The organism is Enterobacter cloacae complex sp. 394F7, from assembly GCF_057320385.1.
The window spans coordinates 293338-316431 of record NZ_JBXWCS010000003.1 but is presented as its reverse complement, the minus strand read 5'-3'; the positions used below and the strand labels follow the sequence as shown (position 1 = coordinate 316431).

The following is a 23094-nucleotide window of genomic DNA, read 5'->3' as shown; positions in this document are numbered from 1 at the left end:
AGGAGTGTGACGCGTGCTGGAACGTCTGTCATGGAAAAGGCTCGTCTTTGAACTGATCTTATGTTGTATTCCGGCCTTCATTTTGGGGGCCTTTCTTGGATACCTGCCGTGGTTTCTGCTGGCGTCTGTGACCGGGCTGCTGATCTGGCATTTCTGGAACTTACTGCGCCTCTCCTGGTGGTTGTGGGTTGACAGAAGTATGACGCCTCCCCCGGGAAGCGGGAGCTGGGAGCCGCTGCTTTACGGCCTGCACCAGATGCAGATGCGTAATAAAAAGCGCCGTCGCGAGCTGGGAAGCCTGATTAAACGCTTTCGCAGCGGTGCGGAATCGCTGCCGGATGCGGTGATTCTGACCACGGAAGAGGGGACAATCTTCTGGTGTAACGGTCTCGCCCAACAGCTGCTGGGCCTGCGCTGGCCGGACGATAATGGCCAGAACATCCTCAACCTTTTGCGTTATCCGGAGTTTACGCAGTATCTGAAAAAACGTGATTTCACGCGTCCGCATAATCTGAAGCTCAACAATGGCCGCCATCTTGAAATACGTGTGATGCCCTACAGCGATCGGCAATGGCTGATGGTAGCGCGTGACGTCACCCAGATGCACCAGCTGGAAGGGGCACGACGCAACTTCTTCGCCAACGTGAGCCACGAGCTGCGCACGCCGCTGACGGTGCTGCAGGGCTATCTGGAGATGATGCAGGAGCAGACGCTTGAAGGTGCGCCGCGTGAGAAGGCGCTGCATACCATGCGCGAGCAGACGCACCGTATGGAAGGGCTGGTGAAACAGCTGCTGACGCTGTCGAAGATTGAGGCGGCTCCGACGCTTGCCTTAAATGACACTATCGACGTACCGATGATGCTGCGGGTAGTGGAGCGCGAAGCGCAAACCTTAAGCCATAAAAAACATCATCTGACCTTTGACGTCGATAACAGTCTGAAGGTGCTCGGGAGCGAGGATGAACTGCGGAGTGCTATCTCTAATCTGGTCTATAACGCGGTTAATCATACCCCGGAAGGAACGGATATTATGGTGCGCTGGCAGCAGACACCAACGGGGGCCGAGTTTAGCGTCGAGGATAACGGGCCGGGCATTGCGCCTGAGCATCTTCCACGTCTGACCGAGCGGTTTTACCGGGTAGATAAAGCCCGTTCCCGGCAAACGGGGGGAAGCGGGCTGGGGCTGGCCATTGTGAAGCACGCGGTGAATCACCATGAAAGCCGCCTCGATATTCAAAGCACGCTGGGCAAAGGAACCCGTTTCAGTTTCGTTATACCGGAACGATTAATTGCCAAAAAGATCGCCTGACGGCGGGTGTGTCATTTTACCTTTCCACGGGCCAGTTATTGCTGGCCCGTTTGCTTTGCAGTAAAGCGAAACGCGAATGAATTTTATACGGCTGGTGCTTTTTTGTTCGCATGATTAGCCATGGCTTTTTCATGATATTAGCGAATTATTCTGGTTGGTATTTTCATGCTGGCATATTGTTCTGGTTTTACGATCCCTCCTTGCCTTTAAACGTTATAAGCGTTTAAATTGCCCCCCAGATACTGTCAGACCGACTGTATTTGCGTGGTAAATCGAAAAACTATTCTTCTCCACGCCAGGACGGGAGCATATCCCGCTGAAATTGAGCAAAATTTCCGCTGTATCGTCCCATTGGGGATGGCGAAAATCTCAATATATTCAACACCACATCCACAGGCAGTAAGGTTTTATGACCCATCACTTAAAATCGCGTGACATCATCGCGCTGGGCTTTATGACATTTGCGCTGTTCGTTGGCGCAGGCAACATCATTTTTCCTCCAATGGTTGGCTTACAGGCGGGTGAACACGTCTGGACAGCAGCATTTGGTTTCCTGATTACTGCCGTGGGCCTGCCGGTGTTGACCGTGGTTGCGCTGGCGAAAGTTGGCGGCGGCGTTGATAGCCTCAGCACCCCAATTGGTAAAGTGGCTGGCGTTCTGCTGGCAACGGTGTGTTATCTGGCCGTTGGCCCGCTGTTTGCGACCCCGCGTACTGCGACAGTCTCCTTCGAAGTGGGGATTGCGCCACTGACCGGTGACGGTGCGATGCCGCTGTTTATCTACAGCATGGTTTACTTCGCTATTGTGATTCTGGTCTCCCTCTATCCGGGCAAACTGCTGGATACCGTGGGTAACTTCCTGGCTCCACTCAAAATTATCGCGCTGATCGTGCTGGCGGTTGCGGCCATTATCTGGCCTGCGGGTCCTATCAGCAGCGCGATGGATGCCTACCAAAACGCGGCCTTCTCTAACGGATTTGTGAACGGCTATCTGACCATGGATACGCTGGGCGCGATGGTGTTTGGTATCGTTATCGTGAACGCCGCTCGTTCCCGTGGTGTGACCGAAGCGCGTCTGCTGACCCGCTATACCATATGGGCTGGTCTGATGGCCGGTGTGGGCCTGACGCTGCTCTATCTGGCGCTGTTCCGCCTGGGTTCCGATAGCGCCACGCTGGTCGATCAGAACGCGAATGGTGCGGCAATTCTGCACGCTTACGTCCAGCACACCTTTGGCGGTGCGGGCAGCATGCTGCTGGCGGCCCTGATCTTCCTGGCCTGTCTGGTGACGGCGGTTGGTCTGACCTGTGCCTGTGCGGAGTTCTTTGCGCAGTATCTGCCACTCTCTTACCGCACGCTGGTATTCATCCTCGGCATCTTCTCCATGGCGGTGTCTAACCTCGGTCTGAGCCACCTGATTCAGGTCTCCATTCCGGTGCTGACGGCCATCTATCCGCCGTGTATCGTGCTGGTGGTGTTGAGCTTTACGCGCCCGTGGTGGAACAACTCCTCGCGAATTATTGCGCCAGCCATGTTTATCAGCCTGATTTTTGGTATCCTTGACGGGATTAAAGCATCAGCGTTTGCTCACATCCTGCCAGCCTGGACACAGCGTCTGCCGCTGTCTGAGCAAGGTCTGGCCTGGCTGATGCCTACCGTTGTTGCACTGGTTCTGGCCATTATCTGGGACCGTGCTGCAGGGCGTCAGGTTACATCGAACGCCCATTAATCAACGGCAACAAACTGTTTAACCACGGGGCTTAAGGCCCCGTGGTTTTTTGTTTTTTTCGTGTTGAATGGCAAGATTTAAATGGAAAGCACTAACAAACTCAAACGTGGGCTGAGCACGCGCCACATTCGCTTTATGGCGCTCGGCTCCGCTATCGGTACCGGTCTTTTTTATGGCTCGGCAGATGCCATCAAAATGGCCGGTCCAAGCGTTCTGCTGGCCTACATCATCGGCGGCGTGGCGGCGTATATCATCATGCGTGCGCTGGGAGAGATGTCGGTTCATAACCCTTCAGCCAGTTCATTCTCGCGCTATGCGCAGGAGAATTTAGGCCCGCTGGCCGGGTTTATCACCGGCTGGACCTACTGCTTCGAAATTCTGATTGTGGCCATTGCCGACGTCACCGCCTTTGGCATCTACATGGGCGTCTGGTTCCCGGCGGTTCCGCACTGGATTTGGGTGTTGAGCGTGGTGCTGATTATCTGTGCCGTCAACCTGATGAGCGTGAAGGTCTTCGGTGAGCTGGAGTTCTGGTTCTCCTTCTTCAAGGTTGCCACCATCATCATCATGATTGTGGCCGGTTTCGGCATCATCATCTGGGGGATCGGTAACGGCGGCCAGCCAACCGGTATTCATAACCTCTGGAGCAACGGTGGTTTCTTCAGCAACGGCTGGCTCGGCATGGTGATGTCGCTCCAGATGGTGATGTTTGCCTACGGCGGGATTGAGATTATCGGGATCACCGCCGGGGAAGCCAAAGACCCGGAGAAGTCCATTCCGCGCGCCATCAACTCGGTGCCGATGCGTATTCTGGTGTTCTATGTGGGTACGCTGTTCGTCATTATGTCTATCTATCCGTGGAACCAGGTGGGGACCAACGGTAGCCCGTTTGTGCTGACCTTCCAGCATATGGGCATCGCCTTTGCGGCCAGCATCCTGAACTTTGTGGTCCTGACCGCGTCGCTGTCAGCGATCAACAGTGACGTCTTTGGCGTGGGCCGCATGCTGCACGGCATGGCAGAGCAGGGCAGTGCGCCGAAAGTCTTTGCCAAAACCTCCCGTCGCGGCACGCCATGGGTGACGGTTATGGTGATGACCGTTGCGCTGCTGCTGTCGGTCTACCTGAATTACATCATGCCGGAAAACGTCTTCCTGGTGATCGCTTCTCTGGCGACCTTCGCGACCGTGTGGGTGTGGATCATGATCCTGCTGTCACAGATTGCGTTCCGCCGCCGTCTGTCCCCTGAGGAGGCAAAAGCGCTGAAGTTTAAAGTGCCAGGCGGGGTAGCGACGACCGTCGTTGGGCTGATCTTCCTGGTGTTTATCATCGGCCTGATTGGCTACCATCCTGATACCCGTATTTCCCTCTACGTGGGCTGTGCGTGGATCGTACTGCTGCTGGTGGGTTGGGTGTTTAAATGCCGCCGCGACCGTCAGCTGGCGCAGGCGCAATAATATTTTATGCCCTCTCCCTGTGGGAGAGGGAATTTTGTCTCCTCCTCCTTTCTCCTCCCTCAATAATCGCGAACGTGATGAGCTATCCTTAATCACCCTGTGGCAAGGTGACGTCAATTTCATCAAAGGGGATTCGTGATGTTAAACGCCTGGCACCTTCCGGTTGCCCCATTTGTTAAGCAAAACAAAGACAACCTTGTGATTACGCTCTGGCTGGCGGGGGAAAATCAGCCTGAACGCGTGACGCTACGCGCTGAAGTCGATAATGAAGAAACCACGCTGAAAATGCACAAGCAGCGCAGCCAGCCGCAGCCTGGCGTAACGGCATGGCGGGCAAACATCGACTTGCGCAGCGGCCAGCCGCGCCGACGCTATAGCTTTAAGCTGCTCTGGAATAACCGCCAGCTGTGGTTTACCCCGCAGGGATTTAGCCGTTTTCCTCCGGCGCGGCTGGAGCAGTTTGCCGTCGATTACCCGGACGCTGGCCCGCAGTGGGTTAACGATCAGGTCTTCTATCAGATCTTCCCGGATCGCTTTGCGCGCAGCGAAACGCGCACCGCCGGGCAGGATAAAGTTTATTACCACCACGCTGCAGGACACGACATTATCCTGAAAGAATGGGATGAGCCGTTAACCGCGCAGGCGGGCGGCTCGACGTTCTACGGCGGCGATCTTGACGGCATCAGCGAAAAGCTACCGTATCTGAAGAAGCTGGGCGTGACGGCGCTGTACCTTAACCCGGTGTTTAAAGCACCGAGCGTGCATAAATACGATACCGCCGATTATCGCCACGTTGACCCGCAGTTTGGCGGTGATGACGCGCTGCTTCGTCTGCGTAAAAATACGCAAAAAGAAAGCATGCGTCTGATTCTGGACGGCGTGTTTAACCACAGCGGCGACTCACACGCGTGGTTTGACCGTCATAACCAGTCGATGGGCGGGGCGTGCCATAACCCGGATTCACCCCAGCGCGACTGGTACAGCTTCAACGAGGAGGGTCGCGCGCTGGACTGGCTGGGCTATCCGAGCCTGCCAAAACTGGATTTCCAGTCGCAAACGCTAGTGAACGAGATTTACGGCGGTGAAAACAGCATTGTGCGCCACTGGTTGAGTGAGCCATGGAATATGGATGGCTGGCGTCTTGACGTGGTGCATATGCTCGGTGAAGCGGGCGGGGCGCGTAATAACCTTCAGCACGTCGCCGGGATCACCCGTGCAGCAAAAGCCGCGCAGCCCGAGGCGTTCGTTTTTGGCGAACATTTTGGCGACGCGCGCCAGTGGCTGCAGGCGGACGCGGAAGATGCGGCAATGAACTATCGCGGTTTTACCTTCCCGCTGTGGGGATTCCTTGCTAACACCGATATTTCCTACGATCCGCAGCATATTGATGCGGAAACCTGCATGGCGTGGATGGATAACTACCGCGCCAGTCTTTCGCATCAGCAGCAGTTACGGATGTTTAACCAGCTGGACAGCCATGACACCGCGCGATTTAAATCCCTGCTCGGTAAGGATGTCGCGCGCCTGCCGCTGGCGGTGACCTGGCTCTTTACCTGGCCGGGCGTGCCGTGCATCTATTACGGCGATGAGGTGGGGCTGGACGGGAACAACGATCCATTCTGCCGCAAAACCTTCCCATGGGATCCGGCGAAGCAGGACAACGTGCTGTTCAGCCTGTATCAGCGGCTGGCGAAACTGCGTAAGCAGAGCCAGGCGCTGCGCTACGGTGGTTGTCAGGTGGTTTATGCCCACGACAACGTGGTGGTGTTTGTCCGCGTCTATAACCAGCAGCGCGTGCTGGTAGCCATCAACCGGGGCGAGGCGTGCGAAGTGGTGCTGGATGACTCTCCGCTGCTTAACGTGAGCGCGTGGCAGCTAAAAGAGGGGAAAGGGAGCGTGCAGGAGGGGATCCTCTCCCTGCCGGCGATTTCTGCTTCCGTCTGGTTTGGCTGACGGCGTGATAACAAAAAGGCCCGCATAAGCGGGCCTTTTTCGTAAACCGTGCCGATTACAGGCTGGATACGTTCTCGGACAGGTATTTCGCAACGCCGTCTGGGGACGCAGACATACCTTCTTTACCTTTTTCCCACTGAGCCGGGCACACTTCACCGTGCTCTTCGTGGAACTGCAGCGCGTCAACCATACGCAGCATTTCGTCGATGTTACGACCCAGCGGCAGATCGTTCACAACCTGGTGACGCACGATGCCGTTCGCGTCGATCAGGAAGGAGCCACGCAGCGCAACGCCAGCGTCCGGATGTTCGATACCGTAAGCCTGCTGGATTTCGCGTTTGATGTCCGCAACCATTGCGTATTTCACCGCACCGATGCCGCCTTTGTCGACAGGGGTGTTACGCCATGCGTTGTGTACAAACTCAGAGTCGAAGGAGACGCCAACCACTTCTACGCCACGCTTCTGGAATTCTTCATAACGTTTGTCGAACGCGATCAGCTCAGACGGGCAAACGAAAGTGAAGTCCATTGGCCAGAAGAACAGAACGGTCGCTTTACCGTTGGTGTGCTGTTTGAAGTTGAAGTTTTCAACGATTTCACCGTTGCCCAGAACTGCTGCAGCTGTAAAATCCGGAGCCGGACGAGTTACCAGAACCATATGATTCTCCTGTAGATACTAAGGTTATTTGGAACGCAACGCGAGCCAGTATAGAGAGTGTTCATGGATAAGACAAAGAGGTGGTGACAATCGTTCCGCCAGCTTTTACCTATCAATGCGAATTCTGTCAGAGCTGTTTGTTTTTCGCCTGCGCCATCATTCGCGGGTAAAACTGCCAGAAACGCGTTTCCAGCGCATCGTAATGTTCGTCCAGGTCATGCCAGGAGTCGCGTAGTGCATCCAGCCGCGGTCGGCGGCTCGCCATCCCATTTAACACATTCTGGATGAAGTCCATCTCGCGATAGCGCTCCAGCCAGCGTTCCGACCACAGGTAATTATTCAGATTCACAAAGCGCGGCGGCGAGTCAGGCAGGATGATCGACACCTGCTGGTGGGCATAACGCACAAAATCCGGCAATGGCATTTCCGGCGACAGCTGCGCCCAGTGGCGCGACAGGAAATGGTCCCACATGACATCAAGCGAGATTGGCGCAACGCGGCGCGTTTCGGGGCGAAACCACGCTTTGGCCTCGGTCACTTCTGGCAGGTTATCCGTCATGACATCGATACGACGATGCATAAAAATCCCGTCGACAACCTCAGCGGGCCAGGTCTCGGCGGGGTTGCCGCGGACGAAATCGGCCAGCAAATTGCCGGAAAGGGAGCTGTCAGCGAGGTGAGCGAGGTGCAGGTGAGCGAGAAAATTCATGCGTTTTATTTGTCCGGGGGCGGCTAGTTGTTGCAGCAAAAGGGTGTGAGCACTAGACTATGCCGCCTGTTTTTAAGTCACGAGTATACGTCATGCGCGTCGCCGATTTCTCCTTTGAACTACCTGAATCCCTGATTGCTCACTATCCAATGCCTGAGCGCAGTAGCTGTCGCTTGCTGTCACTGGACGGGCCAACGGGCGAGCTGACGCACGGTACTTTCACCGATCTGCTCGACAAGCTCAACCCTGGCGATCTGCTGGTCTTTAACAATACCCGCGTGATCCCGGCGCGTCTGTTTGGCCGCAAGGCCAGCGGCGGCAAGATTGAAGTGCTGGTCGAACGTATGCTCGATGATAAACGTATTCTGGCACATATTCGCGCCTCTAAAGCACCTAAACCGGGTGCCGAACTGCTGCTGGGCGATGACGAGAGCATCAAAGCAACCATGACCGCGCGCCACGACGCGCTGTTTGAAGTGGAGTTCAACGATGAGCGCACGGTGCTGGATATTCTCAATGCCATCGGCCACATGCCTTTGCCGCCGTACATTGAGCGCCCGGATGAAGAGGCCGATCGTGAGCTCTACCAGACCGTCTACAGCCAGAAGCCTGGCGCGGTAGCGGCGCCGACGGCGGGTCTGCACTTTGACGAACCGCTGCTGGAAAAATTACGCGCAAAAGGCGTGGAGATGGCGTTTGTGACGCTGCACGTCGGCGCGGGCACCTTCCAGCCGGTGCGGGTAGACAGCATTGAAGATCACATCATGCACTCTGAGTATGCTGAAGTGCCGCAGGAGGTTGTTGATGCGGTTCTGGCGGCAAAAGCGCGCGGCAGCCGCGTTGTTGCGGTAGGCACCACCTCCGTACGTTCACTGGAGAGCGCTGCCCAGGCGGCTCAAAAAAATCTGATCGAGCCATTCTTTGGCGATACGCAGATCTTTATCTATCCGGGCTATCAGTACAAAGTCATCGATGCACTGGTGACCAATTTCCATCTGCCTGAATCAACGCTGATTATGCTGGTCTCCGCCTTTGCGGGGTATCAGCACACCATGGCGGCATACAAGTCTGCGGTAGAACAAAAATATCGCTTTTTTAGCTACGGGGACGCGATGTTTATCACGTACAATCCGCTGGCTTTGAATGAGCGTGTCGGGGAATAAGTCCGCGGCACCGGAATAATGTGTTGGACTGTTTTTCTGGCACAGAGGAATAAAAATGAAATTTGAACTCGATACCACCGATGGCCGCGCGCGTCGCGGTCGCCTGGTGTTTGATCGCGGCGTGGTGGAAACCCCCGCGTTTATGCCTGTGGGGACTTACGGCACCGTAAAAGGGATGACGCCGGAAGAAGTAGAAGCCACTGGCGCCCAGATTATCCTCGGTAATACCTTCCACCTGTGGCTGCGTCCTGGTCAGGAGATCATGAAGCTTCACGGCGATCTGCATGACTTCATGCAGTGGAAAGGCCCGATCCTGACCGATTCTGGCGGTTTCCAGGTCTTCAGCTTGGGTGATATTCGCAAGATCACCGAGGAGGGCGTCCACTTCCGTAACCCGATCAACGGCGATCCGATTTTCCTCGATCCTGAAAAGTCTATGGAGATTCAGTACGATCTCGGCTCTGACATCGTGATGATCTTCGACGAATGTACGCCATACCCGGCGGACTGGGATTACGCTAAACGTTCCATGGAGATGTCGCTGCGCTGGGCGAAGCGTAGCCGCGACCGTTTTGACTCCCTGCAGAACAAAAATGCGCTGTTCGGCATTATCCAGGGCAGTGTTTACGAAGATTTACGCGATATCTCTGTTAAAGGTCTGGTAGAGATAGGTTTTGATGGCTACGCTGTCGGCGGTTTAGCTGTGGGTGAGCCGAAGGAAGACATGCACCGTATTCTGGAACATGTCTGCCCGCAAATCCCGGCGGATAAACCCCGTTACCTGATGGGTGTGGGTAAGCCAGAAGATCTGGTTGAAGGTGTGCGCCGCGGCATCGATATGTTCGACTGCGTCATGCCAACCCGTAACGCACGTAACGGTCATCTGTTTGTTACCGATGGCGTGGTGAAAATCCGTAACGCGAAGCATAAGAGTGACACCAGTCCGCTCGATGCCGAGTGCGATTGCTACACCTGTCGCAATTATTCTCGCGCGTATTTGCATCATCTCGATCGTTGCAATGAGATTTTGGGCGCGCGTCTCAATACCATTCATAACCTTCGCTATTATCAGCGCTTAATGGCTGGTTTACGCAAGGCTATCGAAGAGGGTAAATTAGAGAGCTTCGTGACCGATTTTTACCAACGTCAGGGTCGAACCGTTCCACCTTTGAACGTTGATTAATATTAATAATGAGGGAATTTGAATGAGCTTTTTTATTTCTGATGCGGTAGCGGCAACAGGTGCTCCAGCGCAGGGCAGCCCGATGTCTCTGATTCTGATGCTGGTTGTGTTCGGTCTGATCTTCTACTTCATGATCCTGCGCCCACAGCAGAAGCGTACCAAAGAGCACAAAAAGCTGATGGACTCCATCGCGAAAGGTGATGAAGTCCTGACTAACGGTGGCCTGGTCGGTCGCGTAACCAAAGTGGCTGAAAGTGGCTACATTGCTATCGCCCTGAACGACACCACTGAAGTGGTTATCAAACGTGACTTCGTAGCTGCCGTTCTGCCGAAAGGCACCATGAAGGCGCTGTAATCCCAACTTTTCCCAAAGGGAACTGCCGTGTTAAACCGTTATCCTTTGTGGAAGTACATCATGCTGGTCGTCGTGATTCTCGTCGGCCTGCTGTACGCGCTTCCCAACCTGTATGGTGAGGATCCGGCTGTTCAAATCACTGGCGCGCGCGGTGTCGCCGCCAGTGAGCAAACGCTGATCCAGGTCCAGAAAACGTTACAAGAAGAAAAAATTACCGCTAAGTCTGTGGCTCTGGAAGAGGGCGCAATTCTTGCTCGCTTCGACACCACCGACACGCAGCTCCGCGCTCGTGAAGCGCTGATGGGCGTGCTGGGTGATAAATACGTCGTGGCGCTTAACCTTGCTCCTGCTACCCCACGTTGGCTGGCTGCGCTGAGCGCAGAGCCAATGAAACTCGGTCTTGACCTCCGTGGCGGCGTACACTTCCTGATGGAAGTGGATATGGATACCGCGCTGGGCAAACTGCAGGAACAGAATATCGATAGCCTGCGCAGCGATCTGCGTGAAAAAGGCATCGCGTATACCACCGTTCGTAAAGAAGATAACTACGGTATGAGCATCACGTTCCGCGACAGTGCGGCGCGCGATCAGGCTGTAGATTACCTGACCCAACGTCACCGTGACCTGGTGATCACCGCTCAGGGCAGCAACCAGCTGCGCGCGGTAATGACCGACGCCCGTCTGAAAGAAGCGCGTGAATATGCCGTTCAGCAGAACATCAACATTCTGCGCAACCGTGTAAACCAACTGGGCGTGGCTGAACCGCTGGTGCAGCGTCAGGGTGCTGACCGTATCGTTGTAGAACTGCCGGGTATTCAGGACACCGCGCGCGCGAAAGAGATTCTGGGCGCCACTGCAACGCTGGAATTCCGTCTGGTGAACACCAACGTTGACCAGTCTGCTGCCGCTTCTGGCCGTATTCCGGGTGACTCGGAAGTGAAAGAGACCCGCGAAGGTCAGCCCGTTGTGCTGTACAAACGCGTGATCCTGACCGGTGACCATATCACCGACTCCACCTCCAGCCAGGACGAGTACAACCAGCCGCAGGTTAACATCTCGCTGGACAGCGCGGGTGGTAACATCATGTCTAACTTCACCAAGGACAACATCGGTAAACCGATGGCGACCCTGTTCGTGGAGTACAAAGACAGCGGTAAGAAAGACGCTAACGGCCGTGCGGTGCTGGTGAAAGAGGAAGAGGTGATTAACATCGCCAATATCCAGTCTCGTCTGGGTAACAGCTTCCGTATCACTGGTATCAACAACCCGAACGAAGCGCGTCAGCTCTCTCTGCTGCTGCGTGCCGGTGCGCTGATTGCGCCAATTCAGATTGTTGAAGAACGCACCATTGGTCCAACTCTGGGTATGCAAAACATCCAGCAGGGGCTGGAAGCGTGTCTGGCCGGTCTGGCGGTCTCTATCCTCTTCATGATCTTCTTCTATAAGAAGTTTGGTCTGATTGCCACCTCCGCGCTGATCGCGAACCTGGTGCTGATCATCGGCATTATGTCCCTGCTGCCAGGGGCGACGCTGACCATGCCGGGGATTGCGGGTATCGTTCTGACCCTTGCGGTGGCGGTCGACGCCAACGTACTGATTAACGAACGTATCAAAGAAGAGTTGAGCAACGGTCGCTCTGTTCAGCAGGCGATTGATGAAGGCTATAAAGGCGCGTTCAGCTCCATCTTCGATGCGAACGTAACAACACTGATCAAGGTTCTTATCCTGTATGCAGTGGGGACTGGCGCAATCAAAGGCTTTGCGATTACCACCGGTATCGGTGTTGCAACGTCAATGTTTACTGCTATTGTCGGCACCCGTGCCATCGTGAACCTGCTGTACGGCGGCAAGCGCGTTAAAAAGCTGTCTATCTGAGGAGTGCGTTGTGGCACAGGAATATACTGTTGAACAATTGAACCACGGCCGTAAAGTCTGGGACTTTATGCGCTGGGACTACTGGGCCTTCGGCATTTCAGGTTTACTGCTGATTCTGTCCATCGTCGTTATGGGCGTAAAAGGCTTTAACTGGGGTCTGGATTTCACCGGTGGTACGGTGATTGAAATCACCCTGGAAAAACCGGTCGATATGGACCAGATGCGTCAGTCACTGCAGAAAGCGGGCTTTGAAGAGCCGCTGCTGCAGAACTTCGGCAGCAGCCGCGACATCATGGTGCGTATGCCGCCGGTACACGATGCCAACGGCAGCCAGGAACTGGGCAGCAAGGTTGTTAGCGTGATTAACGAAACAACCAGCCAGAACGCCACGGTTAAGCGTATTGAGTTCGTCGGCCCGAGCGTGGGTGCGGACCTGGCGCAAACCGGTGCGATGGCGCTGCTGGTGGCGCTGATCTCCATCCTGGTGTACGTCGGTTTCCGCTTTGAGTGGCGACTGGCGGCGGGTGTGGTTATCGCACTGGCGCACGACGTGGTGATCACCATGGGCGTACTGTCTCTGTTCCATATTGAGATTGACCTGACAATTGTGGCATCCCTGATGTCCGTTATCGGTTACTCCCTGAACGACAGTATCGTGGTATCTGACCGTATTCGTGAAAACTTCCGTAAGATCCGTCGCGGTACGCCGTACGAAATCTTTAACGTGTCGTTGACCCAGACGCTGCACCGTACCTTGATCACATCCGGTACCACCTTGATGGTGATCCTGATGCTGTATCTCTTCGGTGGTCCGGTGCTGGAAGGCTTCTCGCTGACCATGCTGATCGGTGTCTCTATCGGTACTGCGTCGTCAATCTACGTGGCGTCCGCTCTGGCACTGAAACTTGGCATGAAGCGCGAGCACCTGCTCCAGCAGAAAGTCGAGAAAGAAGGGGCGGATCAGCCGTCTATTCTGCCGTAAGACGTTTATCGCGTTATCGAAATCCCGGTCTGTTGACCGGGATTTTTTTTATCTGCTCCTGACAAACACTCCTGACAGTATGCTGTCAGGAGCCCTGTCGTAGACTCCTGTTGAACCCAAACAAGAGGCAGGAGGATGTATGAAAAGTGTGATTAACTGGTTTGAGATTCCGGTCGCGGATATGGATCGCGCCATCAAATTTTATGAGCCGGTGATGCAGGTTTCACTGAGGCGCGAGAAAATGGACAGCGCCGAGCTGGCGGTATTCCCGCATGAGGATCCGGCCACCGGCGGCGCGCTGGCAAAATTTGAGGGGATTATTCCCTCGGTGCAGGGGGCCATTATCTACCTGCATACTGACAATCTGACAGCAACGCTCGATCGCATTGCCTCTGCGGGCGGCGAGTGCGTGTTTGGCCCGCTGGAGTTACCGCGCGGTATTGGTACTATTGCTTTATTTACCGACAGCGAAGGTAATCGCGTCGGCCTTCATCAACCTGCCTGAGAGCGTATGCAAAAATGACCCGACGCGCTGACCGTTTGTTTCAGATAGTACAGATCCTGCGGGGCCGACGTCTGACAACGGCAGCGCATCTTGCGGACAGGCTGGGCGTTTCTGAGCGCACGGTGTACCGCGATATCCGCGACCTGTCGCTTTCCGGCGTGCCGGTGGAGGGCGAAGCGGGGAGCGGTTACCGGCTAATGTCGGGGTTTGACCTGCCGCCGCTGATGCTGACAAACAAGGAGTCTGAGGCGCTGATCGTGGCTATTCGTCTGCTTACCACCTGGGGCGGGGAGTCGCTGTCGCGCGAACTGGAGTCGGCACAGGAGAAAGTGCTCGCGATCCTGCCCGAAGAGAGCCGCCGAAAGGCAGAGCAGACGCGGATCTACGCCCCGGATTTTGGCATGAAAAGCCACTCCCGCAGTGATTTTGATGTCATACATCAGGCGATCTCGGCCCAGCGCGTGCTCGTGCTGCATTATCGTGACGAAGCGGGGCAATTTTCAACGCGTGAGGTTCAGCCGCTGGGGCTGTTTTTCTGGGGAGAACGCTGGCTACTGGCGTCATGGTGTGAACTGCGCGATGACTATCGCTGTTTCCGTCTCGACAGATGCCTCAAAATTGTCCTTACGGAAAGGCGCTTTAGTGAGAGTGCAGACCGATCGCTGGCGGATTTTTTGCGCAAGGTGAAGCAGTAACAAGCCACGGGGAGAGGCAGCCCGCACAGGTTTTGTAGCCGGGTAAGCGTCAGCGCCACCCGGCAACAATCACACGATTAGAAGTTGTAACCCACTACCAGGTAACCACCCCAACCGGTAGAACGGACGCTGAAGTCGCCGTTGCCGAAGTTCAGGCTGGCGTCGTCGTTCCACTGTCCACCGTTGTGCCAGTAACGCGCAACAACAGAGTAGTGCCAGTGATCGTAGTTCAGCGCCAGGATGTGGCTGGAGGCGATGGAGTCGTTGGTGCGCGCTTTCTTACCGTTCAGATCGCGGAAGTCGTTGTCGCCCAGATCGGAACCCCAGTCAAAGTTGGTGAAGCCGATATAGCTCAGGTTGCCGCCCCACAGCTGGGTGATTGGCACAAAGTATTTCACTTTGAAACGGTAACCATCCCACTCGTTTTCGTTCGCGGCACCGTAGTTCTGCCATTGATACTTAGCGTACACGTTCAGAGACAGGCTCATTGGCAGGCCCGTGTCGATGTCGGTACCCAGACCCATATACCAGGTGCTCTGGCGACCGGACTTGTTACGGCCCATGTCGTAGATATAGTTGTTCGCGAAATACCACTCTTTGAACGGACCAAACGCCAGGCTGGTACCAGTCAGTTTATCAATAGAGAAGCGCGGCTCGATCTCCATGAACAGTGGGGAACCGTGGTTCCAGATACCTTTTGCGTCGGTGTTACCACCGAAGAAGACCGGTGCATCCATATAGCCGTAGAAATCAAACCAGTCTTTCTTGGCGAACGCTTCGTACTCCAGGTAGGTATCGTTACGGATCTGAGGTCCGAAACGGGTGTGGTAGCTGCCGACCACGTTAACGCTCTGGTGCCACCAGTCGGAGAGGTATTGTGGTTTATCGTTTTCCGCTGCGTTAACAGTGAAAGAGGAGGACAATGCCAGCACGGCGCCGGCTGCGAGTAATGTTTTTTTCATAATCATGCCACTGATTGAAATTCCCTTCCGGGAGTGAAAAATGCGCGAATTGCGTTTCTAAATATTTCGTGTTTCTGCGGAGCCTATTATAGGAATCCTTGCTCACAAAAATATGTGTTGTTTCACATATCTCTCACACGCGTAATCGATTGCGTTCACGTTTGCGTACTTTAAACGGCCGGGATTGTAGCGGCAATCATTTATGTTGCCAATCCATACGAAATGTAAATGTTAGCGGAGTGACATTTCACTCCGCTCAAAAGGAGGGGGGTTACTGCGCGGCGGGTTGGATGTCGTGAATGCGGATAAAGCCTAACTGATCGGGCGTAAGGCCGCTTAACTGAAGCGGAATATCCACATCACTCGGCGCTAAAACACTGGCCGGGGCGGTGAAGAGCTGATTCTTCACGTTCACCTCCTGGTAATTCTCGGTGGTGCCCTGGATCTGGCCCCACTCGACGGTGCCGCTAAAGGCTGGCAGCGGATCGTTGGACTCACCCTGAATGCGTAATGTTGCGCGAGTACCATCCGCATTTGCCGCCACATTCACCAGCGACATTTTTAACGTGCCAACCTGGCTGTTGAGACGGGCAGGGGTGTTGGCCCCCGGCAGCAAATACACTCCGCTGGTGGATTTTGCATTCAGCGCGTTTTGCTGGGTGATCTTCACGGTCTCTTTGTTCAGTTTGTCCATTGCCGTATTGAGCGTATTCACGCTCTGTTTCATCTGGCGGACTTCGGTTTGCTGTGCACAGGCACTAAGGGTGAAGAGGCTCCCCACCAGCAGAATTTTCAGGTAACGTCTTGTCATTGCGTTTAATTCCTTGAAATAACGGATCACCGTAATGGTAGCCAGCATCATCCCGACAGACATAGATCCTTTGTCTCAAAAAGCTCTTCCTTTGTTGTCAGGCCAGTTCAGGGTAAAATGAAAGTCAGTTAACCAGATAACAGGGATACCGTATGCATTGCCCATTCTGCTCCGCTGTGGATACCAAAGTCATCGATTCTCGTCTTGTGGGCGAAGGGTCTTCCGTACGCCGCCGTCGGCAGTGTCTGGTATGTAACGAGCGTTTCACGACCTTTGAGGTGGCAGAGCTGGTCATGCCGCGCGTGGTAAAAAGTAACGATGTGCGCGAGCCGTTTAACGAAGAGAAGCTGCGCAGCGGAATGCTCAAAGCGCTGGAAAAACGCCCCGTCAGCGCGGATGACGTCGAAATGGCGTTAAACCACATTAAATCTTACCTTCGTGGTCTGGGTGAACGTGAAGTGCCCAGCAAGATGATCGGCAATCTGGTGATGGAGCAGTTGAAAAAGCTCGATAAGGTTGCCTATATCCGCTTCGCCTCTGTCTACCGCAGTTTCGAAGATATCAAAGAGTTTGGCGAAGAGATCGCCCGCTTACAGGATTGAGTCCATGCAGGATGAGATGTACATGGCGCGCGCCATGAAGCTGGCGCAGCGCGGTCGATTTACCACCCATCCTAACCCCAACGTCGGGTGCGTCATTGTTAAAGATGGCGAGATCGTGGGCGAAGGTTTCCACTACCGCGCGGGCGAGCCCCATGCTGAGGTGAATGCCCTGCGTATGGCGGGTGAAAAAGCGCGTGGGGCTACGGCCTACGTGACGCTTGAGCCGTGCAGCCATCACGGGCGCACGCCGCCATGCTGTGAAGCGCTGATTGCGGCGGGAGTGTCGCGCGTTGTCGCTGCGATGCAGGATCCTAATCCCCAGGTGGCCGGACGTGGTCTGTACCGTCTGCAGCAGGAAGGGATCGATGTTAGCCACGGCCTGATGATGCAGGACGCGGAAGCGATTAACAAAGGCTTCCTGAAGCGTATGCGTACCGGGTTCCCGTATATTCAGCTCAAGCTGGGCGCCTCACTGGATGGCCGCACGGCGATGGCGAATGGCGAAAGTCAGTGGATCACCTCGCCGCAGGCAAGGCGCGATGTGCAACATCTGCGTGCGCAAAGCCATGCTATCCTCACCAGCAGTGAAACGGTTCTCGCGGACGATCCGGCCATGACCGTGCGCTGGAACGAACTGAATGCCGATACCCAGGTGCTGTATCCGCAGGAAAACCTGCGTCAGCCGCTGCGTATTGTCATTGATAGCCAGAACCGCGTCACGCCTGAACACCGCATTGTGCAGCAGCCCGGTGAAACCTGGATTGCCCGCACAAAGGAAGATTCACGCGACTGGCCGGAAAGCGTGCGCAGCATTATGGTGCCGGAGCACAACGGTCATCTGGATCTCGTGGTGCTGATGATGCTGCTGGGTAAGCAGCAGGTGAACAGCATCTGGGTGGAAGCCGGCCCGACGCTGGCAGGCGCACTGCTCCAGGCAGGTCTGGTCGATGAACTGATTGTCTACGTTGCGCCTAAACTGCTGGGTAGCGACGCGCGTGGCCTGTTTGTGCTGCCCGGCCTTGAAAAACTGGCCGATGCACCACAACTCAAATTTAGCGAGATTCGTCCGGTGGGTCCGGATGTTTGCCTCCATTTAACGACAGCGTAATTGCTCCTGAAATAGGGAAGCAGTGCGCAAAGTATTATGATAAAATCCGCCCCCCTGCGGGGCCAAATGAACCCGTAAAGGAAGAGTATGAACATTATTGAAGCTGCTGTAGCTACCCCGGACGCTCGCGTCGCCATCACCATTGCGCGTTTCAACAACTTCATCAACGATAGCCTGCTGGAAGGTGCGGTTGACGCCCTGAAACGTATCGGCCAGGTTAAAGATGACAACATTACCGTTGTGTGGGTTCCAGGTGCTTACGAACTGCCACTGGCAGCGGGCGCGCTGGCGAAAACCGGTAAATACGACGCGGTGATTGCGCTGGGTACCGTTATTCGTGGCGGCACTGCGCACTTCGAATACGTTGCGGGCGGTGCAAGCAATGGTCTGGCGCACGTTGCACAGGACGCTGAAATTCCTGTCGCGTTCGGCGTGCTGACCACCGAAAGTATTGAACAAGCCATCGAACGTGCTGGCACTAAAGCCGGTAACAAAGGTGCAGAAGCTGCACTGACCGCGCTTGAAATGATCAATGTATTGAAAGCCATCAAGGCCTGATTTTTTTGTAAGGGGAATTCCGTGAAACCTGCTGCTCGTCGCCGCGCCCGTGAATGTGCCGTTCAGGCACTTTACTCCTGGCAGTTGTCCCAGAACGACATCGCTGATGTTGAATACCAGTTCCTGTCAGAACAGGACGTGAAAGATGTTGACGTTCTGTACTTCCGTGAACTGCTGTCGGGAGTGGCGACTAATAGCGCGTATCTCGATGGTCTGATGAAACCCTACCTCTCCCGTCTGCTCGAAGAGCTGGGTCAGGTAGAAAAAGCAGTGCTGCGCATTGCGCTGTTTGAGCTGTCTAAACGTGATGATGTGCCGTACAAAGTGGCCATCAACGAAGCGATCGAACTGGCGAAAACCTTCGGCGCGGAAGACAGCCACAAGTTTGTAAACGGCGTTCTTGATAAAGCAGCACCTGCGATCCGTCCCCACAAAAAGTGATCCGCAAACCGGAGCTCTGCATTGCCTGACGGGCAGTGCGGCTCCGGTTTTTTCTTTTATTTGCTGAGGCATAACGTATGGCATGCGGCGAATTCTCCCTGATTGCCCGTTATTTCGACCGTGTCAGAACATCTCGTCTTGATGTTGAAACCGGCATTGGCGATGACTGTGCACTTCTCAATATTCCCGAAAAACAGACGCTGGCAATCAGCACCGACACCTTAGTGTGCGGGCGCCATTTCTTACCTGATATCGATCCTGCCGATCTGGCGTATAAAGCGCTGGCGGTCAACGTGAGCGATCTGGCTGCGATGGGGGCCGATCCGGCGTGGTTAACGCTGGCCCTGACGCTGCCAGAGGTCGATGAACCCTGGCTTGAAGCCTTCAGTGACGCTCTGTTTGAGCAGCTTAACTACTACGACATGCAATTGATTGGCGGCGATACCACGGCGGGGCCGCTATCGATGACGCTCGCGATCCACGGTTATGTGCCGGCTGGACGCGCGCTGAAACGCTCCGGGGCGAAACCTGGCGACTGGATCTACGTCACCGGTACGCCGGGCGACAGCGCAGCGGGACTGGCAATCCTTCAGGATCGCTTAACCGTGAACGATACTGACGACGCGGCGTATCTGGTCAAACGCCATCTGCGGCCAACGCCGCGTATTCTTCACGGCCAGGCGCTACGCGAACGGGCAAGCTCGGCTATCGATCTCTCGGATGGGTTAATCTCAGACCTCGGTCATATTCTGAAGGCCAGCGGTGTCGGCGCGCGCGTTGACCTGGATCTGTTCCCGCTATCAGAGCAGCTGCTTCGACACGTCGAGCCTGAGCAGGCGCTGCGCTGGGCGCTCTCCGGTGGAGAAGATTATGAGCTGTGCTTTACCGTGCCTGAGCTCAACCGTGGGACGCTGGACGTGGCGTTAGCGCATCTCGGCGCGAAGTTTACCTGTATCGGCCAGATCATGCCGGAGAGTGAAGGGCTGAAGTTTGTGAAAGATGGTGCGCCCGTTACGCTGGACTGGAAAGGGTACGATCACTTCGGGTGATGTTGTGCGATCTGTACTGCCGGGTGGCGGCTTCGCCTTACCCGGCTTACGTATTTGAGGGTTAGGGAGAGGGATTACTTAAACCCTACCACCGGATGCTGCTGATACGGTGTCTCCAGCTCGGCAATCTGCTCCGGCGTCAGCGTGATATCCACCGCATTCAGCAGTTCATCAAGCTGCTCTTCCCGCGAAGTGCCAATAATCGGTGCCGCGACGCCGCGTTTACCCAGCAGCCATGCCAGCGCGACCTGGGCGCGGGTTGCTCCGGTATCGTCGGCGATCCCGGCTAACCGTTCGGCAATTAACGCATCGCTGGCTTCTGTACTGGAATAAAGATTTTTTCCTACTTCATCCGATACCAGGCGGGCCGTGGTTTCCCCCCACGGACGGGTCAGGCGACCACGTGCCAGCGGGCTCCACGGGATCACCGCCACGCCTTCCTGATAGCAGAGCGGTAGCATCTCGCGTTCTTCTTCGCGATAGATCAGGTTGTAGTGATCCTGCATGGTGACGAAGCGCGCCCAGCCATGTTGCGCCTGCAGAGCCAGCGCCTGAGCAAACTGCGACGCGTGCATAGACGATGCGCCGATGTAGCGCGCTTTACCGGCTTTCACCACATCGTTGAGCGCTTCAAGCGTCTCTTCAATGGGCGTGTTGTAATCCCAGCGGTGAATTTGCAGCAGGTCGACATAGTCCATGTTCAGGCGTCGAAGGCTGTCATCAATGGAACGCAGGATCTGGGCGCGAGAGAGCCCCTCAGCCAGATCGCCCACCGGGTAATAGACCTTGGTGGCGACGACGATTTCATCACGACGCGCAAAATCGCGCAGGGCACGGCCAACGATCTCTTCACTGCTGCCGTCGGAGTAGCTGTTGGCGGTGTCAAAGAAGTTAATGCCACCTTCAATGGCGCGTTTGATGATAGGGCGGCTGCTCTCTTCCGGCAGCGTCCAGGCGTGATTACCCCGGTCAGGCTCGCCAAAGGTCATACAGCCCAGGCAAAGTCGGGAAACGTTAAGATCCGTTTTTCCTAATGTCGTGTATTGCATGGTTCCACTCCTGCTTTTTTAAACAATACGTTTAAGCATAGCAGGAGCGGAAAAGGGGAAGGATCAGGCAAGCCAGCTACGAATTTTGGCTTCAATACCCGCGGCGTCCAGGCCAATTGCCGCGCGGGCTTCGTCCTGAGTACCTTGCGGAATGAAGTGATCCGGCAGACCAAGGTTCAGTACCGGAACGGCTTTACGGTTCGCCATCAGCACCTCGTTTACGCCGCTACCTGCGCCGCCCATGATGGCGTTTTCTTCCAGCGTCACCAGCACCTCATGGGTTTCTGCCATTTCCAGGATCAGGGATTCATCGAGCGGTTTCACGAAGCGCATATCCACCAGAGTGGCATTCAGCGCTTCAGCGACCTTAGCGGCCTCTGGCATCAGGGTACCAAAGTTCAGAATTGCCACTTTCTCACCGCGACGTTTCACCAGACCTTTACCTATCGCCAGTTTTTCCAGCGGCTGCAGCTCAACGCCTACCGCGTTACCGCGTGGATAGCGAACCGCGCTTGGACCATCCTGATAGTGATAGCCGGTATACAGCATCTGACGACATTCGTTTTCGTCACTTGGCGTCATGATCACCATGTCCGGGATGCAGCGCAGGAACGAAAGATCGAATGCACCCTGGTGCGTCTGGCCGTCAGCACCCACGATGCCTGCGCGGTCGATAGCAAACAGCACCGGCAGCTTCTGGATGGCAACGTCATGGATCACTTGATCGTAGGCACGTTGCAGGAAGGTGGAGTAGATCGCCACCACCGGTTTGTATCCACCAATCGCCAGACCCGCCGCGAAGGTGACTGCGTGCTGCTCGGCAATCGCCACGTCAAAATACTGGTCAGGGTATTTTTTGGAGAACTCGACCATGCCGGAACCTTCACGCATGGCCGGGGTGATCGCCATCAGCTTGTTGTCTTTCGCCGCGGTTTCACATAACCAGTCACCGAAGATTTTGGAATAGCTCGGCATACCGCCGCTGCTTTTTGGCAAACAACCGCTGGTCGGATCGAATTTAGGTACCGCGTGGAAAGTGATCGGATCTTTTTCCGCCGGTTCGTAACCACGGCCTTTCTTCGTCATGATATGCAGGAACTGCGGGCCTTTCAGGTCGCGCATGTTCTTGAGCGTGGTGACCAGCCCCAGCACGTCGTGCCCATCAACCGGGCCAATATAGTTAAAGCCCAGCTCTTCAAAGAGTGTGCCCGGCACGACCATGCCTTTGATGTGTTCTTCGGTGCGCTTGAGCAGCTCTTTGATTGGCGGTACGCCAGAGAAGACTTTCTTGCCGCCTTCGCGCAGCGTGGAGTAAAGCTTGCCGGAGAGCAGCTGTGCCAGATGGTTGTTCAGCGCGCCGACGTTCTCGGAAATCGACATTTCGTTATCGTTCAGGATAACCAGCATGTCCGGCTTGATATCGCCCGCGTGGTTCATGGCCTCAAAGGCCATCCCGGCGGTGATGGCGCCGTCGCCGATCACGCAGACGGTGCGGCGCTGCTTGTTCTCTTTTTCGGCGGCCACGGCAATACCGATACCCGCAGAGATGGAGGTGGAGGAGTGGCCGACGCTTAAAACATCGTACTCACTCTCACCGCGCCACGGGAACGGATGCAGGCCGCCTTTCTGGCGGATCGTGCCAATTTGATCGCGACGACCCGTCAGAATTTTATGTGGATAGGCCTGATGGCCCACGTCCCAGATGAGCTGATCGAACGGGGTGTTGTAGACGTAGTGCAGCGCAACGGTCAGCTCGACCGTGCCAAGCCCGGAGGCGAAATGTCCGCTGGAGCGGCTTACGCTGTCGAGCAGATAGCGACGTAGCTCGTCGCACAGCTTCGGCAGGTTCTCTTTCGGCAACAGACGCAACTCCTGGGTGGAGTCAACTAACGCCAGTGTCGGGTATTTGGCAATATCAAAACTCATCAAAGGCTCATCGAGAT

At 55.4% G+C, this 23094-nt stretch carries 22 protein-coding genes; 16 read left to right on the top strand and 6 right to left on the bottom strand.

Annotated features, from left to right (window positions below):
- The first annotated feature begins 13 nt into the window (after positions 1-13).
- The 4 genes from phoR (at position 14) to malZ (ending at position 6446) form a co-directional block, all read left to right on the top strand.
- Positions 14-1309: a phosphate regulon sensor histidine kinase PhoR gene (gene phoR, locus AC2FAK_RS06365; protein ID WP_029883416.1), complete on the top strand. Its 1296-nt coding sequence runs from the start codon at positions 14-16 to the stop codon at positions 1307-1309.
- A gap of 409 nt (positions 1310-1718) precedes the next feature.
- A complete protein-coding gene (brnQ, locus tag AC2FAK_RS06360; RefSeq protein WP_058681183.1) occupies positions 1719-3038 on the top strand; it encodes a branched-chain amino acid transporter carrier protein BrnQ in 1320 nt (439 codons plus the stop codon).
- Between the two features lie 81 nt (positions 3039-3119).
- Positions 3120-4493, top strand: a complete 1374-nt coding sequence (gene proY / locus AC2FAK_RS06355; RefSeq protein WP_020686369.1) for a proline-specific permease ProY — start codon at positions 3120-3122, stop codon at positions 4491-4493.
- 138 nt (positions 4494-4631) lie between these two features.
- A complete protein-coding gene (gene malZ / locus AC2FAK_RS06350; protein WP_058681182.1) occupies positions 4632-6446 on the top strand; it encodes a maltodextrin glucosidase in 1815 nt (604 codons plus the stop codon).
- A 55-nt stretch (positions 6447-6501) separates the two neighbouring features.
- Here malZ and AC2FAK_RS06345 read toward each other — a convergent pair whose 3' ends face one another.
- On the bottom strand, positions 6502-7104 hold the full coding sequence (locus tag AC2FAK_RS06345) for a peroxiredoxin (protein ID WP_013095829.1): 603 nt from the start codon (positions 7102-7104) through the stop codon (positions 6502-6504).
- A gap of 127 nt (positions 7105-7231) precedes the next feature.
- Positions 7232-7813 carry an ACP phosphodiesterase gene (acpH, locus tag AC2FAK_RS06340; protein WP_038985392.1) on the bottom strand — a complete coding sequence of 194 codons (582 nt, stop codon included), beginning with the start codon at positions 7811-7813 and terminating at the stop codon, positions 7232-7234.
- A gap of 92 nt (positions 7814-7905) precedes the next feature.
- Between acpH and queA the strand changes: the two genes are divergently transcribed.
- From queA to AC2FAK_RS06305, 7 genes are all read left to right on the top strand, one after another.
- On the top strand, positions 7906-8976 hold the full coding sequence (queA, locus tag AC2FAK_RS06335) for a tRNA preQ1(34) S-adenosylmethionine ribosyltransferase-isomerase QueA (RefSeq protein WP_038418794.1): 1071 nt from the start codon (positions 7906-7908) through the stop codon (positions 8974-8976).
- A 55-nt stretch (positions 8977-9031) separates the two neighbouring features.
- The gene (gene tgt, locus AC2FAK_RS06330; RefSeq protein ID WP_013095832.1) at positions 9032-10159 is read left to right on the top strand and encodes a tRNA guanosine(34) transglycosylase Tgt; all 1128 of its coding nucleotides are present in this window, start codon (positions 9032-9034) and stop codon (positions 10157-10159) included.
- A gap of 22 nt (positions 10160-10181) precedes the next feature.
- Entirely contained in the window at positions 10182-10514 is a 333-nt protein-coding gene (yajC, locus tag AC2FAK_RS06325; RefSeq protein WP_000007630.1) for a preprotein translocase subunit YajC, read from the top strand.
- Positions 10515-10541: 27 nt separating this feature from the next.
- The gene (gene secD / locus AC2FAK_RS06320; RefSeq protein ID WP_071830016.1) at positions 10542-12389 is read left to right on the top strand and encodes a protein translocase subunit SecD; all 1848 of its coding nucleotides are present in this window, start codon (positions 10542-10544) and stop codon (positions 12387-12389) included.
- A 10-nt stretch (positions 12390-12399) separates the two neighbouring features.
- Positions 12400-13371, top strand: a complete 972-nt coding sequence (gene secF, locus AC2FAK_RS06315) for a protein translocase subunit SecF (protein WP_013095834.1) — start codon at positions 12400-12402, stop codon at positions 13369-13371.
- A 139-nt stretch (positions 13372-13510) separates the two neighbouring features.
- The gene (locus AC2FAK_RS06310) at positions 13511-13876 is read left to right on the top strand and encodes a VOC family protein (protein WP_020686373.1); all 366 of its coding nucleotides are present in this window, start codon (positions 13511-13513) and stop codon (positions 13874-13876) included.
- Between the two features lie 14 nt (positions 13877-13890).
- Positions 13891-14571 carry a helix-turn-helix transcriptional regulator gene (locus tag AC2FAK_RS06305; RefSeq protein ID WP_020686374.1) on the top strand — a complete coding sequence of 227 codons (681 nt, stop codon included), beginning with the start codon at positions 13891-13893 and terminating at the stop codon, positions 14569-14571.
- Positions 14572-14648: 77 nt separating this feature from the next.
- Here the strand turns inward: AC2FAK_RS06305 and AC2FAK_RS06300 are convergent, their stop codons facing one another.
- Both AC2FAK_RS06300 and AC2FAK_RS06295 read right to left on the bottom strand, forming a co-directional pair.
- Complete coding sequence (locus AC2FAK_RS06300; protein WP_025756198.1) at positions 14649-15533, bottom strand: nucleoside-specific channel-forming protein Tsx; 885 nt, start codon at positions 15531-15533, stop codon at positions 14649-14651.
- 271 nt (positions 15534-15804) lie between these two features.
- Entirely contained in the window at positions 15805-16344 is a 540-nt protein-coding gene (locus AC2FAK_RS06295; protein WP_014830864.1) for a SadB/YajI family lipoprotein, read from the bottom strand.
- A 152-nt stretch (positions 16345-16496) separates the two neighbouring features.
- Between AC2FAK_RS06295 and nrdR the strand changes: the two genes are divergently transcribed.
- From nrdR to thiL, 5 genes are all read left to right on the top strand, one after another.
- A complete protein-coding gene (gene nrdR / locus AC2FAK_RS06290) occupies positions 16497-16946 on the top strand; it encodes a transcriptional regulator NrdR (RefSeq protein WP_008503337.1) in 450 nt (149 codons plus the stop codon).
- A gap of 4 nt (positions 16947-16950) precedes the next feature.
- Positions 16951-18054, top strand: a complete 1104-nt coding sequence (gene ribD, locus AC2FAK_RS06285) for a bifunctional diaminohydroxyphosphoribosylaminopyrimidine deaminase/5-amino-6-(5-phosphoribosylamino)uracil reductase RibD (protein WP_095454714.1) — start codon at positions 16951-16953, stop codon at positions 18052-18054.
- A gap of 87 nt (positions 18055-18141) precedes the next feature.
- The gene (ribH, locus tag AC2FAK_RS06280; protein ID WP_003859098.1) at positions 18142-18612 is read left to right on the top strand and encodes a 6,7-dimethyl-8-ribityllumazine synthase; all 471 of its coding nucleotides are present in this window, start codon (positions 18142-18144) and stop codon (positions 18610-18612) included.
- A 21-nt stretch (positions 18613-18633) separates the two neighbouring features.
- A complete protein-coding gene (gene nusB, locus AC2FAK_RS06275) occupies positions 18634-19053 on the top strand; it encodes a transcription antitermination factor NusB (protein WP_006809908.1) in 420 nt (139 codons plus the stop codon).
- Between the two features lie 77 nt (positions 19054-19130).
- On the top strand, positions 19131-20102 hold the full coding sequence (gene thiL, locus AC2FAK_RS06270; RefSeq protein ID WP_013095840.1) for a thiamine-phosphate kinase: 972 nt from the start codon (positions 19131-19133) through the stop codon (positions 20100-20102).
- Positions 20103-20176: 74 nt separating this feature from the next.
- Here thiL and AC2FAK_RS06265 read toward each other — a convergent pair whose 3' ends face one another.
- Together AC2FAK_RS06265 and dxs are read right to left on the bottom strand one after the other, a co-directional pair.
- Entirely contained in the window at positions 20177-21151 is a 975-nt protein-coding gene (locus AC2FAK_RS06265; RefSeq protein ID WP_013095841.1) for an aldo/keto reductase, read from the bottom strand.
- 63 nt (positions 21152-21214) lie between these two features.
- A complete protein-coding gene (gene dxs, locus AC2FAK_RS06260; protein ID WP_023622252.1) occupies positions 21215-23077 on the bottom strand; it encodes a 1-deoxy-D-xylulose-5-phosphate synthase in 1863 nt (620 codons plus the stop codon).
- Positions 23078-23094: the final 17 nt, after the last annotated feature.